Here is an 18,809-nt window from a genome sequence, read left to right on the forward strand (position 1 = left end):
GCTTTTCAGATTTTAAACTGCTTTTGAAGACACGAACGACTTACTTACCCAGACTCTGGATCTCCATCGCCATAACATGAGCAATCCTCTAAGCCATTCATCGGCAATAAAAGCGATCCAAATGCCGGCAAGGCCAAGACCAAAATAAATTCCCAGAACATAGGATAGGGTAACACTTACGCCCCACATGGACAGGATGCCCATATAAACTGGAAATTTTACATCGCCGGCTGCACGCAGGGAGTTAATGACGACTAAATTGAAAGATCTGCCCGGCTCCAGGAGAATGGTCAGGAGAATTAGAACACTGCCAACCTTTATGATATCTGGATTAGAAGTGAATATGCCCATTAATTTTTCTGAGAACAGGGAGAAAAGAACCGCAGTCCCGAATGAAATCAAGATGGCAAGGCGCAGGCTTTTCATACATCTTTTATAAGCTGCCTCGTAATCTTTTCCGCCTACCATATGTCCTATCAGGATTTGTGTGCCCTGGCTGATGGCGACACTGAAAAGGAATATGAACATCATGATATTCTGGGTATACACTTTTGCAGTTAAAGCCTCTGTTCCCAGAGCAGCGATAAATATAGTAATCACCATTTGCGATCCATTATAGGATAAATGTTCTCCTGCTGATGGAATCCCGATTTTAAGGAGATTTTTAATATGTTCCTTTGGAAAGCGGAAAAGTAATCGGAACGGAAGTGCTTTTTCCGTTCTTTTAAGCAGGACGGCGACAGTAGCAGCCAATCCTATTAATCTGCTTACGGCAGTAGAGATGGCCACTCCTTCTACGCCCAAAACCGGAAAGCCGAATGGGCCAAAAATAAATAAGTAATTTCCAATAACATTTAAAATGTTCATGCCGATCGTAATGTACATAACATCTCTTGTAAATCCGTAACTTCTGATGATGGCTCCTATTGTCATAATTAATGCCTGGACAAAGGAAAAGCCGCCAACAATGACTAAGTAAGAGTTTGCCTGGCTTAATAGCTCCTCAGGCAAATCCATCATGAGGAGCAGCGGTTTGCCTGTTGCGAATAGCAGGATACTGAGTAACACCCCAAATACAAGGTTTGCTCCCAGGGAGACAATCGAAATTTCAGCAGCCGTTTTATTTTTTTTTGCGCCAAGATTCTGGGCAATAAGAATAGCCGTACCAGTTGCAACAAATCCAAACATGACGATTACGAGAGAAAGGATCTGATTGGACACACCGACAGCAGCCACGGATTCATCCGAATATTGAGAGAGCATAAGGGTGTCAGCATTCCCCATAAGCATGTGGAGCAGTATTTCAATAAAAATCGGCCAGGTTAGTGCAAATAATGTCATTTTTTTCTGGTTCTTAGTCATGGTTATCCTCCCTGTTTGTAAAAGATTTTTATATAAATAGGAGGCGTCCCAAGACAATGTAAAAAACGAAAAAAGAAAAGCCTTAAGGTCTTGCACTTAAGAACTTTTCCTTATTTCAATCAGGGTTCCTATCTATTGAAGCCGGCTGGGAAGGAAAGAATAGCAAATCCCCAGCCATCAAGCTGAACTTTAAGGTTTTCTGCTTCTGCTGCAAACTCTTCTTTTGTAAGTATATTGGTTACCTTTATACCCTTGAGTGAATAAGGCAAAGCAAATTCAGCACTTTCATCCGCAGGGTTGGCGATAACAATGATTGTTTTTTTATCATCGTATTTTCGGTAGGCAACAATATTGGAATCAGTTTGAATAAATTCAAACTGGCCTTCATTTGCCAGCAGATTTTCTTCTTTTCGCAGCTTAATAAGCTTTTGAATATGAGAAAACAATTCAAGGTCCTGTTTCTCCTCATCCCACTCCATGCATTTTCTGCAGCCGGGATCCATAGCACCATTTAGTCCAATTTCATCCCCATAATATAGGCATGGTGAACCCATAAAGGTGAATAAAAGTGTGTATATTAGTTTAACTCTGTCTTTATTCTCTTCACATTCCGTTAAGATTCTCGGTGTATCATGGCTGCCGACCAGATTGAAAGCAGCTTCATAGACATTAGCCGGATAGCTGTGGATTTCAGCGGTCATATTATTGGAAAAATCAGCAGCGGTAATGGATTTCTTTGCAATTAAATTCAGCAGGTTAGTTGTAAAAGGATAATTCATGACAGCATCAAATTGGTCTCCGCGAAGCCATGGCATCGAATTGTGCCAGATTTCGCCGAGTATATAGAGATCTGGTTTAATGTCTTTTACAGTCTGCCTGAACTCACGCCAGAAATGATGATCAACTTCATTGGCCACATCCAGCCGCCATCCGTCGATATCAAACTCTTCAATCCAGTATTTGGCCACATTAAGCAAATACTTTTTTACCTCTGGATTTTTTGTATTCAGTTTTGGCATCTGCTCTACAAAAGCGAAGGTTTCATAATTAGGATAATCCCCGCCTTTTAGAGGGAAACTATGAGGATGAAACCAATCCTTGTATAGTGAATCTTCTCCCTTTTCAAGCACATCCTGAAATGGTGGGAAATAGTATCCGCTATGGTTGAAAACGGCATCGAGCATGACTTTAATGTCCCGGTTATGGCATTCCTTAACCAGTCTTTTTAAGGTTTCCTTTGAACCAAATTGGGGATCAATTTCCAGATAGTCTATTGTATCATATTTATGGTTGGAAAAGGCCTTAAAAACTGGTGTGAAATAGATTCCGGTAATGCCGAGGTTCTGCAGATAATCCAGATGCTCAATAACACCCTCAAAATCTCCGCCAAAAAAATTATCCTGAGAAGGCTCTTCACTGCCCCAGGGAAGCACACCCTTAGGATCGTTATCGGGATTTCCGTTAGCAAATCTTTCCGGGAATATCTGATACCAGACCGTTTCCTTCACCCAAGAGGGGGCTTGAAATACTTCTTCAGGATGCAGGTATGGAAAGTTGAAATAATAACCTGAATCAGCTGGAGCCTCCTCGTAAAAACCTTTTTCAGTCAAAAATAATTCATCTTCACCGGATTTTAAGTGAAAACCGTATCTGGATCTTCGAAATGCAGGGTTAATATAGGCATGCCAATAATCATGAATGCCATCTGAACCAGATTTCTTCATATTTGTTTTTTCATACTGCCATTTACCATCCGACCATAAATACTGATCACCGTGCAGTAATGTGACTTCGGAAATATCATCCTTCTTTGTTTGCAGTCTAATATGTAAGGTTTCCCTGCTGATAGGATAAACAAAATGATCAGCAGGATAGTGTATGATGGCTGCCTTTTCCATTAAAAATCCCCTTTCAAAGTGCAATCGCTTGCATTATACCATAGGAATGGAGAATAAATGTATAGTTTAAATGCCGGGGTTTTGTTTTTAAGTTTTTTCAAACAAAAATAATTTAGAAAAAGTAGTTGTAAAAGCCCAAAAAAATTGTATAATAAAAATTAGAAATTGTGCAATCGTTTTCATTAAGAGGTTCCATTGATTGATAGTTTTAGTGAACGCTGATTTTTTTAGAAATAGATTAAAGCGTTTACAATTTTGTGCAAACGGTTGTACTATTTATATTAAGCAGCAGATCTATTTAAAGGGGGCAATACCATGAAAAAGTCACTATCTTTCTTAATGATGCTGGTATTAGTAATCGGAATGCTGGCAGCTTGCGGTCCTCAGCGTGAGGCACAGCCGGAAAATACAGATAAAGATAACGGCACAGGTGACAACCAGGCTGAAGAACCGAAACCTGAAAAATTAGTAGTTTGGGAAGACACTGATAAAGGCATAGCATTAAAGCCTGCTATTGAGTCTTTTGAAAAAGAATATGGAATTAAAGTTGAATTTAAAGAATTGGGCATGGCTGATAAAATCCGTGACCAATTAAGACTGGATGGACCTGCAGGAAATGCACCTGACGTTGTGACACTGCCTCATGACCAAATAGGACAGGTTGTAACTGAAGGTCTCCTTCAGGAAATTAAAGTTGATGACAGCGTTCTTGATACTTTCACAGAATCGTCCATCAGTGCTCAAATGTATGACGGAAAGCTTTATGGTCTTCCAAAAGCTACTGAAACACCAGTTTTCATCTATAATAAAGCATTAATGGAAAAAGCTCCTGAAACAATGGATGAGCTTTATACTCAGGCTAAAGAATTAACGACTGGCGGACAGTATGGGTTCCTTGCATTATTCGATAACTTCTATTTCGCACACGGACCTATCGCTGGCATGGGCGGATATGTTTTCAATGAAAAGGATGGGGCATTAGACCGTGAAGATGTAGGTTTAAATAACGAAGGCGCTGTTGAAGGTGCTGAGTTCATTAAAAAATGGTACAGCGAAGGCTTATTCCCTAAAGGAATCATCGGGGAAAGCGGAGGAGCTGCAATGGATGGCCTATTCAATGAAGGCAAAGCTGCTTCTGTAATGAATGGCCCATGGGCACTTCAAGGCATGAAGGATGCAGGAATCGATGTTGGTGTTTCTGTTATGCCTAAGCTTTCAAACGGAGAGCCTGTTAAGACATTCATGGGTGTTAAGGGATGGAATGTAACTGCATTCACTAAAAATCCTTACTGGGCAACAAAGTTAGTTGAACATATTACAAACGAAGAGAATGCAAAAATCCGTTTCGAGAAAACTCAGGAAATCCCTCCTGTAAAATCTCTTATTGAAGATCCTGTAATCGCAGACAATGAAGCTGCAAAAGCTGTTGCTGAGCAATCCCAATATGCTGTTCCAATGCCAAACATTCCTGAAATGGCAGAAGTATGGGGGCCAATGGCTTCTGCACTTCAAACTATTGCTACAGGTAAAGCTGAGCCAAAAGCAGCGCTTGATGATGCAGTTAAAACGATCAAGACAAATATTGAAACAAATCACCCTGCCAAGTAAAGCTTGACAGACAAAAGGGCGGTACCTCCCCGGGGGTATTGCCCATACTTTTATGTAAAGGTAACAAAAAGAAGGTGAGTGAATGAGATAGTTCTCAGCTTATTCGCGTATCTTCAGTCAGAAGCGGCAGAAAGCCGCTTTCATGTTCCGTTTAAGAGCAACCGTTTGCACAAAAACAATCGCTAATATATTTATAAATGATTTATAATAATAGAAAATAATTTCTCCTATAAGAAAGGGGAGGCAACAGCCGTATGGACACAAAAAAAACGTCATCCAATCATGGAAGAAATGCTGCTCTATTATCCATTCTGCCTGGATTTGGACAGTTTTATAATAAACAGTTCTTAAAAGGTGCCATCTTTTTAATTCTTACCGTTGCATTTTTTGCATCATTCTTTGACACACTGAATTGGGGATTCTGGGGACTTTTTACGCTAGGTGAAATTCCAGTACTTGACCATTCGATTTTTCTTTTGATCGACGGAATTATTGCATTGATTATAACCGCATTGGGGCTTATTATTTATGTCTTCAATATATATGATGCTTATAATAACGGGAAAAAACGTGATTTGGGAATGGAATTAAACAGTGTCAGAGAGCAGTATCACAATCTCCTTGATAATGGTTTTCCATACTTAATGATATCGCCGGGATTTTTTCTTTTGGTTTTCGTTGTAATTTTTCCGATCTTATTCGTAGTCCTTCTTGCATTTACTAACTATGATTTATATCATTCTCCGCCAGCAAAACTGGTAGATTGGGTTGGCATTCAGAACTTTATCGATATCTTCAAACTTGATTTGTGGAGAAAAACATTCTTTGGAGTACTGGGCTGGACAATTGTCTGGACTTTCGTTGCTACCACTTTGCAGGTAGCCCTTGGTATCTTCCTGGCAATTCTCGTAAACCAAAAGGATCTTAAAGGGAAAGCCATTATCCGGACAATCTTCATTCTTCCGTGGGCGGTGCCTGCATTTATATCAATCCTGATTTTCTCCGGCATGTTCAATGAAACTTTCGGTGTAATTAATAAAACGATCCTGGATGCATTTGGAATCGGTGCTATTCCGTGGATGACTGAGGAAAATTGGACACGTTTAGCGTTAATTTTCATCCAGTCCTGGCTTGGATTCCCCTTCATTTTTGCTATGACAACAGGTGTGCTGCAGTCTATTCCGGATGAGCTTTATGAAGCTGCAACAGTTGATGGTGCAACAATTTTGCAGAAATTTACAAAGATTACGCTTCCTTTGGTTTTATTTGCAACGGCACCAATTATCATTACTCAGTATACGTTCAACTTTAATAACTTTAATGTTATCTTCTTGTTCAATGGCGGCGGACCGGCTATTCCGGGCCAAAATGCCGGGGGTTCGGATATTCTAATATCCTGGATTTATAAACTGACTATGACTTCTGCCCAATATGGCAAAGCAGCTGCAGTTACCATGATTCTGTCACTTATTGTCATCACTGTAGCACTATGGCAGTTTAGAAGAACAAAATCATTCCAAGAAGAGGATTTGATGTAGATATGAGCATGAAGAAAAATAAAACGATCCGGCTGACTCTTTCATATTTAATCATTGCCTTAATGAGCTTTATTGTTATTTATCCGCTTTTGTGGGTAGTAGGATCTTCATTAAATCCGGGCCAGAGCTTGTCGGGATCTTCAATGTTTCCCGAAAATCCGACATTGGCTCATTACAAATACCTATTTGATTTGGAGAAGTCCAATTATGTTAAATGGTACTGGAATTCATTGAAAATCAGCACGCTGACAATGATTCTTACGGTTATTACAGTATCATTGACTGCCTATTCGTTTTCAAGGTACCGATTTATCGGAAGGAAAAATGGACTGTTAACGTTCCTGATACTGCAGATGATACCTAACTTTGCAGCACTGATCGCCATTTTTGTATTAGCGACGAGAACTGGCCTAATTGATACACATCTAGGGTTGATTCTTGTGTATGTAGGCGGTCAGATTCCCATGAATACATGGCTGATGAAAGGCTATCTCGATACGATTCCGAAAGAACTTGATGAATCTGCGAAAATGGATGGTGCAAGCCATCTGCGTGTTTTCTGGCAAATTGTTATGCCGCTTGCCAAACCAATTGTTGCAGTTGTTGCGCTATTTTCATTCATTGCTCCTTTTGGAGACTTCATTCTTGCCAGAATTTTATTAAGAACAGATGAAAAGTTCACAATGGCAGTAGGACTGTATGAAATGGTTGCCAAGCAATTTGGAAATGAATTTACAAAGTTTGCAGCTGGCTCGGTTTTAATAGCGATACCGATTGCTGCACTTTTCCTTATGTTCCAAAAATACTTTGTATCAGGTTTGACGGCAGGGGGAACAAAAGGCTAATCTTAAAGGGCTGAAACTTTACTGGCCGCTTGTGGCTCTGAGCTGATTGGAGCCTCGGAGCGGCTTGAAAAATGAAGGAGGAGCGGCGATGAAAAAAGGAATCATAACCTTCATCTTAATCCCGTTTCTTCTTTTTTATGCCCTGCCGGCAGGAGCAGCTGAAAAAGAAGAGCGTAAATGGCAAGATGAATCAATTTATTTTTTAATGGTTGACCGATTTAGCAATGGAGATCCAAACAATGACTTTAAAGTTGATGTTAAGGACCCAAAGGCTTATCATGGCGGAGATTTCAAGGGCATTACAGAACGCCTTGATTATATTAAGGAAATGGGGTTTACGGCTATTTGGCTGACTCCGGTTTTCGATAATGAAGAGAAGGGCTATCACGGTTACTGGATCAAAGATTTTTACAATACTGAAGAACATTTTGGCACAATGGATGAGTTCAAGCAGTTAGTCAGGGAAGCCCACAAAAGAGATATGAAAGTGATATTGGACTTCGTTGTTAATCATGTAGGCTACAATCACGATTGGATCAATGATTCTGAAAAAAAAGAGTGGTTCCATGAAAAAAAGGATAATGTAAACTGGTCGAATCAGGCTGAAATTGAAAATGGCTGGATCTATGGGCTTCCTGATTTAAATCAGGAAAATCCTGATGTGGAAAAATATTTAATTGATGCAGCTAAGTGGTGGATCGAAGAAACAGATATCGACGGATATCGCCTTGATACTGTTAAACATGTACCAAAGTCTTTCTGGAGCGAATTCGCCCAAAGTGTAAAGTCAGTCAAAGAAGACTTTTATTTGCTTGGGGAAGTATGGTCGGAAGATCCCAATTATATCGCCCAATACGAAAAAACAGGGATAGACGGCTTTGTTGATTATCCTTTAAATGATCATCTAAGAACAGCTTTTGCAGAACCTGACAAACCGTTAAGCTGGCTTTTTACAAACTGGGACCGAAATAAAGCAATTTATGAAAATCCTTATCTGATGGGAAGTTTCATGGATAATCACGATACTGTCAGATTCACCCGTGATGCTATCTCAAAAAATCATCATCCGGGTCCAAGATGGAAGCTTGCATTAACATACATGTATACCTCACCTGGAATTCCAATTGTCTATTATGGAAGTGAAATAGCAATGGATGGCGGAGAGGATCCTGACAATCGCAGGCAAATGGATTTCCGTACAGACAAAGAATTAATAGACTATATCGCAAAACTTGGGGAAGTTAGGCAATTGCTGCCATCTTTAACTAGAGGCGACATGGAACTGCTGGAGGAAAAAGACGGTTTTGCTGTTTATAAACGGACATTCAAAGATGAAACAACAGTGATTGCCATTAATAATTCAACAAAGTCACAGAAAGCGGTACTTGACTCCAATCAATTGGAAGCCGGAGGAGAACTTCGCGGCATGATTTCTGATGATCTTATCCGCAGCAAAGACGATAAATATGAGTTAATCATTGATCGGGAAGAAGCTGAGGTATATGTTCTGGAAGAAAAATCAGGTTTGAACATTCCGCTGATTGGAGCTCTTGCAGCAGTTTATACAGCTTTTATGATTTTTATCTATCTTTTATGGAAGCGGTCAAAAAAGAAGAAATCCGAGTAACTTATTCTTAGTAAACCTCCCCTTCTTCCTAATTCTGGTGACTGTTTAAAATTGGAAAGAAAATCAAACCTGTATGGATTATAATATAAATAACAGAGACCTCAAGGAGAGGGTGATTTTATTGGCAGTCACAATTAAAGATGTTGCAAAGATGGCAAAAGTTGCACCTTCTACTGTTTCAAGGGTTATTGCCAACAATCCTCGCATCAGCGAGAAAACCAAGCAAAAAGTCAGAGAGGCAATGGAACAATTAGGATACCATCCGAATTTTATTGCCCGCAGTCTTGCAAGCCAGTCAACTCGCGCAATTGGACTGATAATGCCCAGCTCCACGGATGTTGTATTTCAAAACCCATTTTTTCCAACTGTCCTTAGAGGTCTGAGCGAGGGAGCACATGAAAGGCATTATGCCCTTCATATGACAACCGGAAAAACGGATGATGAAATCTATGAAGGTGTGATCCAGATGGTACAGGGCGGACGGGTGGATGGAGTTATTTTGCTTTATTCAAAAGTGGAGGACAAAGTGCTTGCCTTTTTAAAGGAAAGAGATTTCCCGTTTGTGGTTATAGGCAAGCCTTTTTCAGATGAAGAGGAAATTACTTACGTAGATAATAATAATTTCCGTGCAGCCAAAGAAGTAACGGAATATTTGATTAAGCTTGGGCATAAGCAAATTGCATTTGTCGGAGGAAATTTAAATTTAACCGTTACAGTAGAACGGCTTCTTGGCTATGAAAAGGCATTAAGGGATGCTTCAATTGAACTGGTCAATGAATATATTGTTCATGAGGAATTTCTTAAAGAAGGGGGACAGGAGGCTGTCAGGGGCCTCATATCCCTTGAAAAACCTCCAACTGCACTTGTAGTTGCGGATGACTTGATGGCATTGGGTGTCCTGAATACATTGGATGAATTGGGAATCAGAGTTCCTGAAGATATGTCTATCATCAGCTTTAATAATGTGCTGTTAGCTGAAATGTCCAGGCCGCCGCTGACTTCTGTCGATATCAATATATTCGATCTGGGATTTGAATCTGCCAGAAGCCTAATTTACAGAATTGAAAACCCGCGTGAGCCTGTAAAGCGGATTATTATTCCACACAAACTTGTAAAACGTTCTTCATGCAGCAGTCCTTTGCCTGAAGAGCCGGAGATTGTATCATAAAAAAGGGAAGCCTGCAGCAGGCTTCCCTTTCAATTTGTTTATCCATTTACAATTGTTCCGCCATTGATATGGATCATCTGGCCGCTAACATAAGATGAATCATCACTGGCAAGATATACATAGGCAGGAGCCAGTTCATAAGGCTGTCCTGCTCTGCCAATTGGAGTATTGGATCCAAATTTTGATACCTTATCTGCAGTGAATGTGGATGGAATAAGCGGTGTCCAGATAGGACCGGGAGCCACTCCATTTACGCGAATTCCCTGTGGAGCAAGAGATTTGGCTAATGAACGAGTAAACGACACAATTGCACCTTTGGTTGAAGAGTAGTCGATAAGCTGTTCGTTTCCTTCATAAGCGGTTATGGATGCTGTGTTGATAATAGAGCTTCCTCTTTTTAGATGAGGCAGTACTGCCTTAGTTAGATGAAAGAAGGAGAAAATGTTTGTCCTGAATGTTTTTTCAAGCTGTTCAGCAGTGATATCAAGCAGGCTTTTTTGCGGATGCTGCTCCGCTGCATTATTTACCAGTACATCGATTTGACCGAACTTATCAAGGGTTTTCCTGACAATATCCTTACAGAATGTTTCGCTGCCGATATCTCCTGAAATCAGCAAGCATTCCTGTCCTTCAGCCTGGATGGCCTCTTTTGTTTTTTCCGCATCTTCATGTTCATCTAAATAAACATTTACTACGCTGGCTCCTTCTTTGGCAAAATAAATGGCGGCTGATTTCCCAATGCCGCTGTCTCCGCCTGTGATTAAAACAACTTTTCCTTTTAATTTATCAGACCCCTTATAATTTGGATCGACTGATTGCGGCTCAGGCTGCATTGGCGCCTCTGTGCCGGGCTGATGATCCTGATGCTGGGGCGGAAATTCTGTTGGATTGTTATGAGAATCTGACATTAAAAAAATCCCTCCAAATCATTAATACTCTTTTCATTCCCATTTTATTATGGTGAAAAAACATGGAAATTATTTGAATTTATTTTTATAATGGATATAAAAAGAGCGGGGGAAGAAAATTGCAAATTCGCTTTGCTGAGAAAAAGGACGCCGCGGCAATTTTAAAGCATTGCAGGCAAGCTTTTGGCGAAAGTGATTTTTTATTGACCGAGCCGGAAGAATTTACGATGACTATACAAGAAGAGGAAATATGGATTGAAAAGAGTCTTCAATCGGGTGATCTGATCTTAATAGCGGAAATTGATCAGGAAGTGGTTGGGATGCTGAACTTTAGACGCTCAAAAAGCAAAAAGGTTAACCATTTGGGGTATTTCGGAATTTCAATACAGAAAAGGCATTGCAATCAGGGACTGGGGAGCAAAATGATGAAACTATTCCTGCAATGGGCTGAAGGAGAACCCGGCCTGGAAAAAATATGTCTTGAGGTGTTTGCGTTTAATGAGAGGGCCATCCGCCTTTACAAGCGATTTGGATTTGAGGAGGAAGGCCGTAAAATTAAGCATATAAAAAGAAAAGATGGGACCTACGCAGATGAATTACTGATGTATAGATTTGTTAAATAGCAGCAGCACAAACAAAAAAGCAAACGGAGTTTTCCGTTTGCTTTTTTAGCGATAGTTAACGAATTGAACATCAACAGTTAAATCTGCCTCTTTAACAGCAGCAATAATTTTCTGCAAGTCATCGCGGTTTTTGCCGGTTACCCGGACCTGATCATCCTGAACCTGGCTCTTCACCTTTAATCCGCTGTTTTTAATCAAAGTATTAATCTTCTTGGCATTTTCTTTATCGATACCCTGGACAAGCTTTGCTCTTTGACGGACAGTTCCACCTGATGCTCCCTCAATCTTGCTGTAATCAAGATTTTTTACAGGAATGCCCCGTTTGATTAATTTGCCCAATAAAACATCCTTAAGCTGCTCCAGCTTAAATTCATCATCAGAAAGAAGCACAAGCTCCTCTTTATCCAGCTTAATATCACTTTTGCTGCCTTTAAAGTCATAGCGGGTGGAAATTTCCTTCATAGCAATATTAATGGCATTCGTTACTTCAGAAAAGTCTACTTTGGATACAATATCAAATGAGCTTTCTTTAGACATGACAGCCTCCTTGGCGTTTACTATTTAAGTTTCACTTCTCGTCCTTATTATAGTAAAATATAGCAGTTCAAACAACTTTAGGAGTTATGTGATCTTTTTTGGGAAGGATTTAATATAATGAATATTTGCTGTTTAATGCTTAGAAGGAGGAAAATAGATGGCTATTGAAGAGTATTTGGGACGTGCTGTTAATCTGGTCGTTTCAAGGGAAGCGGCTTTTGGCTATTTTTTGACTGATGGAGAGGAGGATGTTCTTCTTCATCAGAACGAGACGGAAGAAAAGCTGGAGGAAGGGCAGGAGGTTGAAGCTTTCCTTTATATGGACTCACAGGGGAGAATTGCAGCAACAACTGTAATTCCTGAGGTCCAGGCAGGTACATATGGATGGGCCGAGGTAAGTGACGTAAAGCCCGGCATCGGTGTATTTATCAATATTGGCATTCAGAAGGACATGCTTCTCGGTGAGGAGGATCTTCCTGTACACGAAAATGTGTGGCCGATTGAGGGAGATAGATTATACATTACACTCCGGGTAAATAAGAATAACCGAATTTATGTGAAATTGGCTACTGATCCTGTCATTACTGATATTTCAATTAAAGCAGCCAAAAGTGACTTTAATAAAAATATTCATGGACATATTTATAGAACCGCAAAAGTTGGAAGCTGGATTTATACAGCTGAGGGATTTAAAGGCTTTATCCATGAGTCCCAGCGAAAAAGAGAGCCCCGTCTTGGAGAAAAGGTGGAAGGCCGCATAGTTGATGTGAAGGAAGATGGGACAGTAAATGTTTCTCTAATTCCAAGAAAGCATGAAGCACTTGATGAAGATTCCGAAAAAATCATTTCTTATCTTGAAAGCCGAAGCGGTGCGATGCCATATGGCGATAAAAGTGCCCCGGAAGATATCCAGGAGCGTTTTCAGTTAAGCAAAGCTTCTTTTAAAAGGGCGTTGGGCCGGCTTATGAAGGAAGGAAGGGTTTATCAGGAAGAGGGCTGGACATATCTTAAGAAAGATTAAATGCAATAAAAATTATAGGGTGTTTTAGTGAAAAAAACGGACAAGCCTAATGCTTGTCCGTTTTATTATTAAAGATGATCTGTCTTTTTAGAATATTGGTTTTTCCCGGCTTTGCGGTTTTTCTCGCGCATCATATTTTTTTCGTGGAGAAGCGCATTATTGTCCTTCGCTTTCTTATCATTATCGGAAGTATGCGGCATAATAAAAATACTCCTTTCATACTGATAGGTTTAGCCTTCAGGAATATAACTGAAGTACAGTCATATTGTCTGTCAGAATGAAATGGAGTATGTATCCTGCCGTTATGGTTTAAATTTGTTTATGATAGAAAATCGCAATTGATCCCGGGCCTGTATGTGCCCCGATTGCAGCGCCGATGGAGGTAATATAGACTTCTTTGGCATTAAGCTCGTCCAGTATCAGCTTTTGCACTTCAAGAGCAGTCTCTTCATCATCGGCATGGCTGATGCCGACAGTCTGCTTCTCAAAGGAGGACCCGTTTTCTTTCATCAGTTCAATAATGCGGCGGAGCAGCTTTTTCTTGCCGCGCAGTTTCTCAATTGGAACAAGTTTGCCATCTTCTACTGTTAAGAGAGGCTTAATATTCAAAAGTCCGCCAAGAAATGCCGAGGCTTTTGAAACGCGCCCGCCTTTAGCGAGGTATTCAAGATCATTTACAGTAAATAAGCTCTCGAGGTTCCGGCAGTGAAATTCGATTATTTTCTGGATGTCTTCCTTGGATGAGCCCGATTGCGAGGCAGCTGCAGCTGCCTTCACAATTAATCCATAACCTAAGGAAGCAGCCTTGGAATCGATAATGGTTAATTGGAAATCGGGGTGTTTCTCTTTTACTTGCTCAAGGATCATGATAGCTGTCTGGTATGTACCCGAAAGTTCGGAGGAAAAAGCAATATAAATGCCGTCCTCATTGTTTGCTGCCATTTTATTGAACGTTTCCTCAAAAAGAAGAGGCGATACCTGAGATGTTTTAGGCATCTGGCCTTCACGTATAGCTCTATAAACACCTTTAGGTTCTATGGTGATTAAATCTTCATATTCTCCATCATTCAGTTGAACCTGTAACGGAAAAAGTGTGACGCCATGTTCTTTATAAAAGCTAAGCGGCAAGTCACACGCACTGTCAGCTAGAATTTTTACTGACATTATCTTTCACCTGCTTTCAAACTATATGAATTAAGTTTATAGAAATCAAGGAGAAAAAACAATGAATTGTGTTGAAAATGCACCTTATTGGGGTAAAGAAATGATAAAAGATCAGGGGGTAAAAAATGGTTTGGCTAGAGACTAAGAAAGTATTTATTGTGTTGATTGGCGCGTTATTGAATGCAATCGCGATGAATTTTTTTCTCATACCGGCTAATGTATATGCAAGCGGTTTCACAGGAGTGGCACAGCTTCTTTCAAGCATTCTGGGTAATTTCGGATCAACAGGGATATTGCTGTTCATTCTAAATATTCCAGTAACCATATTGGCCTGGAAAAAGGTTGGCCGTTCGTTTACGATTTACAGTTTCCTAAGCGTATTCCTGATGTCTTTTTTTCTCGAAGTAATACCTGTCATTCACGTATCGAAGGATATTTTGCTTAATGCTGTTTTTGGGGGTGTTATAGCAGCTGTAGGTGTAGGGATTACACTTAAATGGGGGGCTTCTACAGGAGGAATGGATATTATCGCGATGGTCCTGTCCCGAATGAAAGACAAACCTGTCGGTACATATTTCTTCACTCTTAACGCCATTATTATTATAACTGCTGGTTTTTTATATGGCTGGGAAAAAGCACTATATACCCTTGTAACCCTTTATGCTTCTACAAGGGTTATTGATGCCATTCACACCAGACATGAAAAGCTCACAGCTCTGATAATTACGAAAAAATCAGAGGAAATGAAAAAAGCGATCCATGACAAACTTGTCAGAGGAATAACAACTTTCCCTGCAAAGGGCGCTTTTACTAATGAAAATAAGGAAATGATGATGATTGTCATCACACGATACGAGTTATTTGACCTTGAAAGGATCATAAAAGAAGTGGATCCGAATGCTTTTACAAATATTGTTCAAACAGCCGGTGTATATGGTTTCTTCCGGAGGGATTAAAAAATTGGAGGGATGAAGGATGCTTCAGCTTTTGGCTGCTGCTATGATTTTCTTTACTATACCTTTGCAAAATTTTGAAGCTTCTATAAACGAAATGCCATTTGATTTCAAAGTAATGCCTCAAGCAGGAACGGAAAAAATGGAGATGGAATTAGTTCTGAAGAATACAGCCAATTATCCGCTGAGCTTTGAATTCATGAGTTCCCAATTTTACGAAGTAGAAATATTCAATCAAAAAGGCGAAAAGGTATATTCCTCCTCAGAAGGTAAAGCCTTTTTACAAGCTATTCAGACCATTGATGTCAAACCGGATGAAAGCAGGGTTTGGAAAGAGCATTGGGATTATCGGCAGAATGGCGAAAGAGTGGATGAGGGGGAATACACCGTAAAAGCCAGGCTTTTGGCATCAAACTTAAATGGAAAGAAACTGGTGAAAAAAGCAGAATCAAAAGATGCTGTCCATATCCCAGGAGAAAATCCAGTCTTTCGACAGGTTAAGGCTAATGGAGAGAATGGCTTATATTCGGTGGAAATTGAAGGACGTCCAAAAGGCGGAAAGGTATGGTATTCTGTTGAGGATGGCCATAATGAACTTCTGCCTGAAAAGGGAGTATCAGCCCAGTCAAATAACTGGGAGAATTTTTATATAGAAGTAAACATTTCTCCTGATAAACTGCCTGAAAGTGGTACAGTGCTTTTGCATTTATATGAAAAAGATAAGGCCGGAAATATCATGAATTCGTTTCCTGTTATTCTGGAAATAAGGTAAAAAAGAAGCCGGCAGCCTCAATGGCTGCCGGCTTCTTTTATCAATTCTGCGAATATTGTTCAAGCTCCTGCTGCATCTCACTCAGCTGTGCCTGTTCAGCCGCTGTGGAGTTGGCAAACGCGGAACTTAAAGCATTTTTCGCGCGGGAAACAGTTTCTTCGTCTGAAGAATTTTTAGCTATTTCCACATACTTTCTGGCTTCCTGAAATAATCTGTTACCCATCGCTATATTCCTCCGAGGGATGATTCTTTCACATTAGCTAATTTTTGGGCTTCCGCCTCAGCATAGGTCATGTGGTACGGGATACGCTCATCATGCTTACTAACAGTATCTTTACCCTGTTGAACGAAGCGTTTTGATTTATTACGTTTACCCATTCGAATCCCCTCCATGAAAAGAGTTTGAAGCTGCAATTGGGCTGCTTCATCTTTAGTATGCTCTAGAGGAAGGATTTAAAAAGGGGATTTTCCTGTTTCTATTTAATTCCTATTAATTGAACTGTTTATAGAGCTTTTAGGTTTAATAATTCATTTAGATAAATGCCAATGCCATCTTCCTCATTGGTTAAGGTGACTTCTCTGGCAATATTCTTCACCTGGTCAATAGCATTGCCCATGGCAATACCGTACCCAGCAAATTCAAGCATTTCAAGGTCATTGTCTTCATCGCCAAAAGCAATGATGCGCTCTGGCGGAATTTGAAAGTAATCAGCTGCTTTTTTTAGGCCGACAGCTTTATTCAGCCCCGTTTTCACTATTTCAATGACGTGCCAGGGAGCCGCCCATCTGCGGTGGTCAATTACTTCTGCATGAACCTCGGAAAGATGATCTCTGATTGACTTTACATGCTCTTCATCAGTATGTATCAGCATGCTTGTCGGATTATCTTTTAAGTAATTGCGCAAATCACCAGTTGTAATATTCGGATTGCCAAAACCAAAGATGTCGAGTAGTTTTTCATCATGATAGTGCAAATAAACATCATCAATAACTTCTGCCACGATATTATGAATCGTATAGCTATTAACTGCCTCGACAATCTCTTTAGCTACGTTCATTTGCAGGGGTGTATGGTACACACCCCAATTATGGTCTTTAGGATGATGTATGTAAGCACCATTGAAATTGACAATCGGCGTAGTCAATTCCATTTCGCGATAATAAATTTCACTGGATCGAAATGGCCTTCCAGTGGCAATCATCACTTCATGTCCTTGTTCACGTGCCTTTTGAATAATCATTTTAGTTTTAGCCGAGATGGTTTTGTCATCTTTTAATAATGTGCCGTCCAAGTCCAATGCAATTAAATGTTTTTCTGCCATAATATCTCCTTCTAAGCGCGCAGCAATTTTTAATAAAAATGCAGCTGCAGTCACCGGACTCCAGCCCATTGTTTATAATGAAGTATGCCCCGCTTTTCTTTTAAGTGTAAAGGTTTTGGAAAAGAAAAGTCCACATGTTAAACTGAAAATATAGAAAGAATTTACATCAAGACAGGAGCTTAAGCTTTTACAAAATCATTTTATACATATATGTTATCAATATTATTATAATTTTGTAAAAAAATTCACTTTGGTACAAAAGGTTTAGGAGGAAAAATTGTGGTTGTTATTGAACATAAGGTTATCAGAGAAATTCCTGTTCTTGAACTCGCCAGACAGGAAATAAAAGGGGAACTGCTGCCTTTTATCATTTTTGTTCATGGTTTTACGAGTGCCAAGGAACATAATCTGCATTATGCCTATCTGCTTGCAGAAAAGGGGTTTAGGGTAGTGCTTCCGGACACGTTATTTCATGGGGAAAGATCTCAGGGGTTATCTGGCAGCGATTTAAATTTCAAGCTATGGGATATTGTTCTGAATACAATTGCTGAATTGAATATAATCAAAAATGTTTATAAGGATTGGGACCTGATTGATCAGGAAAGAATAGGGCTTGTGGGTACCTCCATGGGTGGAATAGTCACTTTGGGCGCCTTGACCCAGTATGAATGGGTTAAAACTGCAGTTAGCCTGATGGGGATGCCGTATTATGAAAAGTTTGCTCAGCTTCAGCTCGACGAACTGAAGAAAAATAATATTAGGGTTCCTCTCACAAATGAAGAACTTGCAGATCTTCTGAGTAGTCTCAGGGAGCGTGATCTTAGCCTTCAGCCTGAAAAGCTTGGAGGAAGGCCGATTATGTTCTGGCATGGCAAAAAGGACCCGGTAGTGCCGTATTCCTATACATACCAATTTTATGAGACCATCCAGCCCATGTATAATGATTCACCTGAAAACCTCCTCTTTATAACAGATGAACAGGCAGGGCATAAAGTTAGCAGAGAAGGACTGCTCGAAACAGTTAGGTGGTTTGAGGAACATCTATAAACTGCGTTTTTTCATTTCAGTTAATTTTTTGTTAAGATAAAGATAGTAAATAATGAAGGAGTGCTGCAGATATGGATCAGGATTTAAAAGACAGCATTATGGGTGCACTTGAGCTTGTAGTAGACCCTGAGCTGGGGATAGACATTGTAAACCTAGGCCTGGTATATGATGTGAAAATGGAAGAGGAAGGAAAAGCCATAATTGATATGACACTTACTTCCATGGGCTGCCCATTGGCAGGCACAATCGTTGAACAGGTTAAGTCAGCACTGGCAGATATCCCTGAAGTAAAAGACACTGAAGTCAACATTGTCTGGAACCCGCCTTGGTCCAAGGATAAAATGTCCCGCTATGCAAAAATTGCGCTTGGTGTTCGATAAGAGATTGAAGCATAAAACAGCAGGAGTATTTCCTGC

Annotated in this window: 20 protein-coding genes; 11 read left to right on the forward strand and 9 right to left on the reverse strand. The window is 40.1% G+C overall.

Annotated elements, in window-relative coordinates; all coding sequences use genetic code 11:
* Positions 1 to 12: 12 nt before the first annotated feature.
* The gene (locus AC6CHU_RS14200; RefSeq protein WP_159866181.1) at positions 13 to 1,362 is read right to left on the reverse strand and encodes an MATE family efflux transporter; all 1,350 of its coding nucleotides are present in this window, start codon (positions 1,360 to 1,362) and stop codon (positions 13 to 15) included.
* Between the two features lie 128 nt (positions 1,363 to 1,490).
* Positions 1,491 to 3,260: an alpha-glycosidase gene (locus AC6CHU_RS14205; RefSeq protein ID WP_159866184.1), complete on the reverse strand. Its 1,770-nt coding sequence runs from the start codon at positions 3,258 to 3,260 to the stop codon at positions 1,491 to 1,493.
* A gap of 315 nt (positions 3,261 to 3,575) precedes the next feature.
* Here AC6CHU_RS14205 and AC6CHU_RS14210 point away from each other — a divergent pair, with 315 nt between their 5' ends.
* The 5 genes from AC6CHU_RS14210 to AC6CHU_RS14230 all read left to right on the forward strand — a co-directional run bounded on the left by AC6CHU_RS14210 (position 3,576) and on the right by AC6CHU_RS14230 (position 10,046).
* Positions 3,576 to 4,868 carry an extracellular solute-binding protein gene (locus tag AC6CHU_RS14210; RefSeq protein ID WP_159866187.1) on the forward strand — a complete coding sequence of 431 codons (1,293 nt, stop codon included), beginning with the start codon at positions 3,576 to 3,578 and terminating at the stop codon, positions 4,866 to 4,868.
* Between the two features lie 254 nt (positions 4,869 to 5,122).
* Positions 5,123 to 6,406 (forward strand): carbohydrate ABC transporter permease, encoded by a 1,284-nt coding sequence (locus AC6CHU_RS14215; RefSeq protein ID WP_159866190.1) that lies wholly within the window; start codon positions 5,123 to 5,125, stop codon positions 6,404 to 6,406.
* Positions 6,407 to 6,408: 2 nt separating this feature from the next.
* Entirely contained in the window at positions 6,409 to 7,251 is an 843-nt protein-coding gene (locus AC6CHU_RS14220; RefSeq protein WP_159866193.1) for a sugar ABC transporter permease, read from the forward strand.
* 88 nt (positions 7,252 to 7,339) lie between these two features.
* Positions 7,340 to 8,878 carry an alpha-amylase family glycosyl hydrolase gene (locus tag AC6CHU_RS14225; RefSeq protein ID WP_159866196.1) on the forward strand — a complete coding sequence of 513 codons (1,539 nt, stop codon included), beginning with the start codon at positions 7,340 to 7,342 and terminating at the stop codon, positions 8,876 to 8,878.
* Positions 8,879 to 8,999: 121 nt separating this feature from the next.
* The gene (locus AC6CHU_RS14230; protein WP_159866199.1) at positions 9,000 to 10,046 is read left to right on the forward strand and encodes a LacI family DNA-binding transcriptional regulator; all 1,047 of its coding nucleotides are present in this window, start codon (positions 9,000 to 9,002) and stop codon (positions 10,044 to 10,046) included.
* A 38-nt stretch (positions 10,047 to 10,084) separates the two neighbouring features.
* Here AC6CHU_RS14230 and AC6CHU_RS14235 read toward each other — a convergent pair whose 3' ends face one another.
* Positions 10,085 to 10,954, reverse strand: coding sequence for an SDR family oxidoreductase (locus tag AC6CHU_RS14235; RefSeq protein ID WP_159866202.1), 870 nt, complete (start codon positions 10,952 to 10,954; stop codon positions 10,085 to 10,087).
* A gap of 119 nt (positions 10,955 to 11,073) precedes the next feature.
* On the opposite strand from AC6CHU_RS14235, the gene AC6CHU_RS14240 reads away from it, so the two are divergent.
* Positions 11,074 to 11,577, forward strand: a complete 504-nt coding sequence (locus AC6CHU_RS14240; protein ID WP_159866205.1) for a GNAT family N-acetyltransferase — start codon at positions 11,074 to 11,076, stop codon at positions 11,575 to 11,577.
* A gap of 45 nt (positions 11,578 to 11,622) precedes the next feature.
* On the opposite strand, the gene AC6CHU_RS14245 is transcribed toward AC6CHU_RS14240, so the two are convergent.
* Positions 11,623 to 12,114, reverse strand: a complete 492-nt coding sequence (locus tag AC6CHU_RS14245; RefSeq protein WP_159866208.1) for a YajQ family cyclic di-GMP-binding protein — start codon at positions 12,112 to 12,114, stop codon at positions 11,623 to 11,625.
* 157 nt (positions 12,115 to 12,271) lie between these two features.
* Between AC6CHU_RS14245 and AC6CHU_RS14250 the strand changes: the two genes are divergently transcribed.
* On the forward strand, positions 12,272 to 13,135 hold the full coding sequence (locus AC6CHU_RS14250; RefSeq protein ID WP_251284015.1) for a CvfB family protein: 864 nt from the start codon (positions 12,272 to 12,274) through the stop codon (positions 13,133 to 13,135).
* Between the two features lie 68 nt (positions 13,136 to 13,203).
* On the opposite strand, the gene AC6CHU_RS14255 is transcribed toward AC6CHU_RS14250, so the two are convergent.
* A complete protein-coding gene (locus AC6CHU_RS14255) occupies positions 13,204 to 13,335 on the reverse strand; it encodes a DUF3941 domain-containing protein (RefSeq protein ID WP_009331260.1) in 132 nt (43 codons plus the stop codon).
* Positions 13,336 to 13,444: 109 nt separating this feature from the next.
* Complete coding sequence (locus AC6CHU_RS14260) at positions 13,445 to 14,299, reverse strand: DegV family protein (RefSeq protein ID WP_498122118.1); 855 nt, start codon at positions 14,297 to 14,299, stop codon at positions 13,445 to 13,447.
* A 125-nt stretch (positions 14,300 to 14,424) separates the two neighbouring features.
* Here AC6CHU_RS14260 and AC6CHU_RS14265 point away from each other — a divergent pair, with 125 nt between their 5' ends.
* Together AC6CHU_RS14265 and AC6CHU_RS14270 are read left to right on the forward strand one after the other, a co-directional pair.
* Positions 14,425 to 15,255 carry a YitT family protein gene (locus AC6CHU_RS14265; RefSeq protein WP_159866217.1) on the forward strand — a complete coding sequence of 277 codons (831 nt, stop codon included), beginning with the start codon at positions 14,425 to 14,427 and terminating at the stop codon, positions 15,253 to 15,255.
* A 19-nt stretch (positions 15,256 to 15,274) separates the two neighbouring features.
* Positions 15,275 to 16,024 carry a BsuPI-related putative proteinase inhibitor gene (locus AC6CHU_RS14270; protein WP_159866220.1) on the forward strand — a complete coding sequence of 250 codons (750 nt, stop codon included), beginning with the start codon at positions 15,275 to 15,277 and terminating at the stop codon, positions 16,022 to 16,024.
* Between the two features lie 40 nt (positions 16,025 to 16,064).
* Here the strand turns inward: AC6CHU_RS14270 and AC6CHU_RS14275 are convergent, their stop codons facing one another.
* The 3 genes from AC6CHU_RS14275 to AC6CHU_RS14285 form a co-directional block, all read right to left on the reverse strand.
* Positions 16,065 to 16,247, reverse strand: a complete 183-nt coding sequence (locus AC6CHU_RS14275) for a DUF3813 domain-containing protein (RefSeq protein ID WP_159866223.1) — start codon at positions 16,245 to 16,247, stop codon at positions 16,065 to 16,067.
* 2 nt (positions 16,248 to 16,249) lie between these two features.
* Complete coding sequence (locus AC6CHU_RS14280) at positions 16,250 to 16,402, reverse strand: hypothetical protein (protein WP_201306552.1); 153 nt, start codon at positions 16,400 to 16,402, stop codon at positions 16,250 to 16,252.
* A 125-nt stretch (positions 16,403 to 16,527) separates the two neighbouring features.
* A complete protein-coding gene (locus AC6CHU_RS14285; protein ID WP_159866226.1) occupies positions 16,528 to 17,346 on the reverse strand; it encodes a Cof-type HAD-IIB family hydrolase in 819 nt (272 codons plus the stop codon).
* A 279-nt stretch (positions 17,347 to 17,625) separates the two neighbouring features.
* On the opposite strand from AC6CHU_RS14285, the gene AC6CHU_RS14290 reads away from it, so the two are divergent.
* Both AC6CHU_RS14290 and AC6CHU_RS14295 read left to right on the forward strand, forming a co-directional pair.
* Entirely contained in the window at positions 17,626 to 18,393 is a 768-nt protein-coding gene (locus tag AC6CHU_RS14290; RefSeq protein ID WP_159866229.1) for an alpha/beta fold hydrolase, read from the forward strand.
* 71 nt (positions 18,394 to 18,464) lie between these two features.
* The gene (locus AC6CHU_RS14295) at positions 18,465 to 18,773 is read left to right on the forward strand and encodes a metal-sulfur cluster assembly factor (protein WP_159866232.1); all 309 of its coding nucleotides are present in this window, start codon (positions 18,465 to 18,467) and stop codon (positions 18,771 to 18,773) included.
* Positions 18,774 to 18,809: the final 36 nt, after the last annotated feature.

This window comes from Cytobacillus sp. GQ23, from assembly GCF_059758675.1.

Coding starts and splice junctions, on each gene's coding strand:
- AC6CHU_RS14200 (WP_159866181.1), bottom strand. CDS start 1,362: ATGACTAAGAACCAGAAAAAAATGACATTATTTGCACTAACCTGGCCG.
- AC6CHU_RS14205 (WP_159866184.1), bottom strand. CDS start 3,260: ATGGAAAAGGCAGCCATCATACACTATCCTGCTGATCATTTTGTTTAT.
- AC6CHU_RS14210 (WP_159866187.1), top strand. CDS start 3,576: ATGAAAAAGTCACTATCTTTCTTAATGATGCTGGTATTAGTAATCGGA.
- AC6CHU_RS14215 (WP_159866190.1), top strand. CDS start 5,123: ATGGACACAAAAAAAACGTCATCCAATCATGGAAGAAATGCTGCTCTA.
- AC6CHU_RS14220 (WP_159866193.1), top strand. CDS start 6,409: ATGAGCATGAAGAAAAATAAAACGATCCGGCTGACTCTTTCATATTTA.
- AC6CHU_RS14225 (WP_159866196.1), top strand. CDS start 7,340: ATGAAAAAAGGAATCATAACCTTCATCTTAATCCCGTTTCTTCTTTTT.
- AC6CHU_RS14235 (WP_159866202.1), bottom strand. CDS start 10,954: ATGTCAGATTCTCATAACAATCCAACAGAATTTCCGCCCCAGCATCAG.
- AC6CHU_RS14245 (WP_159866208.1), bottom strand. CDS start 12,114: ATGTCTAAAGAAAGCTCATTTGATATTGTATCCAAAGTAGACTTTTCT.
- AC6CHU_RS14250 (WP_251284015.1), top strand. CDS start 12,272: ATGGCTATTGAAGAGTATTTGGGACGTGCTGTTAATCTGGTCGTTTCA.
- AC6CHU_RS14255 (WP_009331260.1), bottom strand. CDS start 13,335: ATGCCGCATACTTCCGATAATGATAAGAAAGCGAAGGACAATAATGCG.
- AC6CHU_RS14260 (WP_498122118.1), bottom strand. CDS start 14,299: ATGTCAGTAAAAATTCTAGCTGACAGTGCGTGTGACTTGCCGCTTAGC.
- AC6CHU_RS14265 (WP_159866217.1), top strand. CDS start 14,425: ATGGTTTGGCTAGAGACTAAGAAAGTATTTATTGTGTTGATTGGCGCG.
- AC6CHU_RS14270 (WP_159866220.1), top strand. CDS start 15,275: ATGCTTCAGCTTTTGGCTGCTGCTATGATTTTCTTTACTATACCTTTG.
- AC6CHU_RS14275 (WP_159866223.1), bottom strand. CDS start 16,247: ATGGGTAACAGATTATTTCAGGAAGCCAGAAAGTATGTGGAAATAGCT.
- AC6CHU_RS14280 (WP_201306552.1), bottom strand. CDS start 16,402: ATGGGTAAACGTAATAAATCAAAACGCTTCGTTCAACAGGGTAAAGAT.
- AC6CHU_RS14285 (WP_159866226.1), bottom strand. CDS start 17,346: ATGGCAGAAAAACATTTAATTGCATTGGACTTGGACGGCACATTATTA.
- AC6CHU_RS14295 (WP_159866232.1), top strand. CDS start 18,465: ATGGATCAGGATTTAAAAGACAGCATTATGGGTGCACTTGAGCTTGTA.